General features: G+C 64.6%; 6 protein-coding genes. 3 read left to right on the top strand and 3 right to left on the bottom strand.

From position 1 onward, the window contains the following. Positions 1-191: 191 nt before the first annotated feature. The 3 genes from ENJ19_10100 to ENJ19_10090 are packed head-to-tail and all read right to left on the bottom strand — an operon-like array spanning position 192 to position 1,872. Entirely contained in the window at positions 192-380 is a 189-nt protein-coding gene (locus ENJ19_10100) for a hypothetical protein (GenBank protein ID HHM06076.1), read from the bottom strand. A gap of 16 nt (positions 381-396) precedes the next feature. After that, complete coding sequence (locus tag ENJ19_10095; GenBank protein HHM06075.1) at positions 397-1,290, bottom strand: hypothetical protein; 894 nt, start codon at positions 1,288-1,290, stop codon at positions 397-399. A gap of 9 nt (positions 1,291-1,299) precedes the next feature. Beyond that, a complete protein-coding gene (locus ENJ19_10090) occupies positions 1,300-1,872 on the bottom strand; it encodes a LemA family protein (GenBank protein ID HHM06074.1) in 573 nt (190 codons plus the stop codon). Between the two features lie 71 nt (positions 1,873-1,943). Between ENJ19_10090 and gorA the strand changes: the two genes are divergently transcribed. From gorA to ENJ19_10075, 3 genes are all read left to right on the top strand, one after another. Next, the gene (gene gorA / locus ENJ19_10085; protein ID HHM06073.1) at positions 1,944-3,287 is read left to right on the top strand and encodes a glutathione-disulfide reductase; all 1,344 of its coding nucleotides are present in this window, start codon (positions 1,944-1,946) and stop codon (positions 3,285-3,287) included. Between the two features lie 333 nt (positions 3,288-3,620). Next, on the top strand, positions 3,621-4,169 hold the full coding sequence (gene gmhB, locus ENJ19_10080; GenBank protein ID HHM06072.1) for a D-glycero-beta-D-manno-heptose 1,7-bisphosphate 7-phosphatase: 549 nt from the start codon (positions 3,621-3,623) through the stop codon (positions 4,167-4,169). Continuing rightward, positions 4,166-4,884 (top strand): 1-acyl-sn-glycerol-3-phosphate acyltransferase (locus ENJ19_10075; protein ID HHM06071.1); only part of this gene is annotated, 719 nt, incomplete at its 3' end. The genes gmhB and ENJ19_10075, both read left to right, overlap by 4 nt.

The raw sequence follows: 4,884 nt of genomic DNA, 5'->3' as shown, positions 1-4,884 counted from the left end.
AGCGTTGGCGATCGCACCGTTGGTGGCAGCACGGCCTGCCTCCCCCTCATCTGACCACAACCCGAACGCTTGCCTGGGCCAAGAGCCCGTATCCCCGCAGGAACGGGAGATCAGATATGAGGCTCAATGAAAGGATTGCAGTTGGAATTGATGTAAGCAAGACCAAGCTGGATGTTTTCCATGGGGGGACTTCAGCGGCACAAGAGCTTCGACCGTTCCCCTGCCAGCATAGCCGAGTTGATCGTGTGGTTGTAAAGCGGATCGATTTGCACCTGCGGCAGCGACAGCGGGAAATCGACCGTATAGATGACCTGCACCCGGTTGGGAAAGAGAAACTTGCCTTGCCCGACAACCTCAAAGGCACAGGCGCCAATATGCACGCCTGGCTGATTGCCGCTAGGCGCCGGGCAGCAGCCATACCGCCGCGCCACCGGCCAGGAGCGAAAGCACAAAGGCCGCAGTGGCGTAAAGGGTGTAACGCCTGGCCAGACCGTGCTGCAAATGCACGGACAGCAAAAACGGCTGGCGCCGGTTGGCGGGTTTGCTCAGCACCGGCACGGCCGGCTCCTGCAGGCGCCGGGCGGCCAGTTCGCGGGCCTCGGCGGCGGCGGCACGGCGCGCTTCGTCCCATTCCTCCAGGTCGATGGCACCATCACCATTGCGGTCAAAGCGGGCCAGCAAAGCGCTCTGGTCGCGTTTCCACTGCGCCAGCAGTTCCCGCGTGGTCTCGCGCAAGTTGAGCGGTTCCGCCGCCCCGCCGGTGGCCTGAAAAAATCCCAGGGCATAGAGATTGTCATCAACGTGAATGCGCTCCTCGGTGTAGCGGTACTCGCCCCGGAAGCTGGCGTGCAGACCCTGTTCGCTGGCCAGAGGCAGAACGGGGCGCGCGAACTCGCCGTACCACACTTCCTTTTGCGCAGGCGTCACGGCGGCACCTTCCGGATCGATGACACAGCGGCCGGTCTCGTCCTCCAGCCCGAACAAGGCATCGCTGACGCCCCGCTCCACCACGCGCCACTTGGGGCCGCGGTCACCATGGGCCCGCCGTTCCACGCGAAAGGCATACCAGGCGCAAGGAAGACGGGACAAAGGCGCCACGATGGGCTCGCCCCCCAGCAAGACGGCGCGGCCCTGCAGCTCCACAAAGCCCTGGGCGGCGGAGCGCACTTTGGAAGTGGGGGTGTCCTGAATCAGCCGGGCGCGGCGCAAATAGACAAAGGCGAGCACAAAGCTCACGGCGGCGGCGATGGCCGCCATGCTGCCAACAATCAGTTGTTCATCAGAAGACATGGACACCGCTCAGGCAAACAGCGCCTTGACATCCACGTCTTGCTTTTCTTCCTCGCTGAACTGCAACAGCTCGAAGGGCTTGAAATTAAACAGGCGCGCCAGAATCACATCGGGAAACTGCTCGATGCGCACATTGTTGTTGTTCACGCTTTCGTTGTAGAGTTCGCGGCGATCGGCAATGGTGTTTTCCAGGCCGGTGATGCGTGCCTCCAGATGCTGGAAACTCTCGTTGGCTTTGAGTTCCGGATAAGACTCCGCCAGGGCGAACAACTGTCCCAGGCCACCGCGCAGCAAGGTTTCCGCCGGCCCCAGGGCGGCCACATCGGCCTTTTCGCGGGCGGCGGCCACGGCGCCGCGGGCGGCGATGACCCGTTCCAGGGTGTCTTGTTCGTACTGCATGTATTGTTTGCAGGTTTCGACCAACTTGGGCAGTTCGTCGTGACGTTGTTTGAGCAGCACGTCAATGTTGGACCAGGCCTTGGCCACAGCGTGTTTCAGGCTGACCAGATTGTTGAAGAGGATGACGGCGTAAACCAGCACGGCCGCCAGCAGGGCAAGTATGATGTAGAGGGTGACGTCCACCGGTCTTCTCCTTTTTGCGGGACGAATTTGTTCCTTGGGTGTGCTTATCGGCCTAAACGGGAGTTTTCATTATGACCCACTTTGACCTCATTGCCATCGGCGGTGGCAGCGGCGGGCTGGCGGTGGCACAGCGCGCAGCACGGTACGGCGCGCGCTGCGCCGTGGTGGAACCGCGGCCCTTGGGCGGCACCTGCGTCAACATGGGCTGCGTGCCCAAGAAAGTCATGTGGCACGCCGCCCAGCTCGCCCATGCCGTGGAGGACGCCCGCGGCTACGGCTTCGATATTTCCAATGAGGGTTTCGACTGGGCCGGCCTGGCAGCCGCGCGCGATGCCTATGTGGCCCGTCTCAACGAAATATACGCCACCCGGCTGGACGACCACGGTGTCACCCTGCTCAAAGGCTGGGGCCGTTTTGTGGATGGGCACACCGTGGAAGTGGCCGGCGGGCGCTACACGGCGCAGCACATCGTCATTGCCAGCGGCGCGCGACCCGTCACACCGCCCCTGCCCGGCGCGGAGCTGGGCATCAATTCCGACGGTTTTTTCGCGCTCAAGGCGCAACCCCGGCGCGTGGCCGTGGTGGGCGCCGGCTACATTGCGGTGGAACTTGCCGGCGTGCTGGCCGGCTTGGGATCCCAGGTGACGATGTTTTTACGCCGCCATCATCTGCTGGGCCGCTTCGACGCCCTGCTCCGCGAGGGTCTGATGGACGCCATGGAGGCGGCCGGCGTCAACCTGTTCACCGGGGCGAGAATCCGCGCCATCACCCGGGAAGCAGGAGCACTGGCCGTCCACTGCGACGGCGAGCAGATCGCCACCGGTTTCGACACCCTGATCTGGGCCATCGGCCGCACGCCCAACTCAGACGGCTTGAACCTGGCGGCGGCGGGAATCGAAACCATGGCGACGGGGGCCGTGACCACGGACGCCTACCAAAACACCAACGTAAGCGGTGTCTACGCCGTGGGCGATGTCACCGGCCGCACGGCCCTCACGCCGGTGGCCATCGCCGCCGGGCGGCGCCTGGCGGACCGTCTTTTCGGGGGCCAGGCAGACGCCCGGGTGGACTACGACACCGTTCCCACGGTGGTCTTCGGCCATCCACCCCTTGCCACGGTGGGCCTGACGGAAGACCAGGCGCGCGACCTGCACGGTGACGCTGTCAAGGTGTATCAGACCCGCTTTGTGGCCATGTACCACGCCCTGGGCGCGCGCCGGCCGCGCACCGCAATGAAGCTGGTCACCGTCGGTTCAAACGAACGGGTGGTGGGCTGTCATGTGATCGGCCACGGCGCCGACGAAATGCTGCAGGGCTTTGCCGTGGCGATCAAGATGGGGGCCACCAAGTCAGACTTCGACAATACCGTGGCGATCCATCCCACTAGCGCCGAGGAACTGGTGACGCTGCGCTGAAGGTCAGGGCTCCAGGACTTCCTTGGCGTCTCCGGCCTTGGCTTTCTTGGGGTGGGACAGGTGCATCGCAACGACCGCGCCGGCAATGGCACCGATGATGAATGAAATGACTACGGCTTCCATTAAAAAGTCCATGGTCTCGCCCTCCTCAGGCTGGTCTGTGTGCTGTCGCTACAGCACTGCGCTTTGCGACCCTTTCAGGGTCTCTCGCTGAGCTTATCGGCGGGCTTGGCGGAAACTTGAACGCACCATAAGGAAATGAGGGCCACCCTGACACGCGCCGCCGCGGTACAATACGGTTTTTTGTCTGCCCCCCCGCAGTGAAGTGTCACCATGAAGCTGGTTATTCTGGATCGCGACGGCGTGATCAACGAAGACTCCGACCACTACATCAAATCCCCCGAGGAATGGGTCCCCCTTCCCGGCAGCCTGGCGGCCATTGCGAGATTAAACCAGGCCGGCTACCGGGTGGTGGTGGCCTCCAACCAGTCGGGCCTGGCGCGGGGCTATTTTGACCGCGCCACCCTGGCGCGCATGCACGACAAAATGCACCGCGCGCTGGCACAGGCCGGTGGCAAAGTGGAAGAAGTGTTTTTCTGCCCCCACCATCCGGATGAAGGCTGCGCCTGTCGCAAACCCCGGCCCGGCATGCTGCATCAAATCGCCACGCGCCTGCACACCGACTTAAACGGCGTGCCCTTTATTGGCGACAGCCTGAGCGATGTGCAGGCGGCCCGGGCCGTGGGCGCCGCCCCCATCCTGGTGCGCACGGGCAAAGGGAAGCGCACCCTGGCCCGGAGCGAAGGCTTGGAGGGCGTGCCAGTGTTCGACGATCTGGCCGCTGCCGTGGCGGCCCTGCTACGGGCAGGGCGGGAATCATGACCGCCCCCGAGACCGGCTCGATCTGGCGCTCTTCCTTGTTCGCGGCGGGGCAGGTGGGCTTTACCGTTGTCTACGCCCTATTGAGCCTGCTCACCTACCCCCTGCCCTATGGGGCCCGCTACCGCTTCATCACCAGTTGGTCGCGGCTGAACCTGTGGTGGCTCAAACTGACTTGCGGCTTGAGCTACCAGGTGGAAGGGCTGGAAAACCTGCCGGCGCGCCCTGCCATTGTCCTGGCCAAGCACCAGTCCACCCTGGAAACCCTGATCTTCCAGGGCATCTTCCCGCCCCAGACCTGGCTGCTGAAACGGGAACTGCTGCGCATCCCCTTCTTCGGCTGGGGCCTGGCCCTGCTGGAGCCTATCGCCATCGACCGCAGCGCCGGTCGCGCTGCCCTGCGCCAGTTTTTGGAAACCGGCCAAGAACGCCTGGAGGCCGGACGGTGGGTGATTGTATTTCCCGAAGGGACCCGCGTGCCTCCGGGCCAGACCGGCCGCTACGCCGCCGGCGGCGCCGCCCTGGCCGCCCACAGTGGCTGCCCGGTGCTGCCCGTGGCCCACAACGCCGGGCTGTACTGGCCCCGCCACGGCTTCATCAAACGGCCCGGCACGGTGCGGGTGGTGATCGGGCCGGTGATCGAAACGGCGGGCTTGTCCGCCGCCGACATCAACCGGCGCGCCCGGGACTGGATAGAGCGCACCGCGCGCGCGCTGCT

Source organism: Gammaproteobacteria bacterium (assembly GCA_011375345.1).
Lineage (GTDB): Bacteria > Pseudomonadota > Gammaproteobacteria > DRLM01 > DRLM01 > DRLM01.
This window is presented reverse-complemented; position numbering and strand designations above follow the sequence as displayed.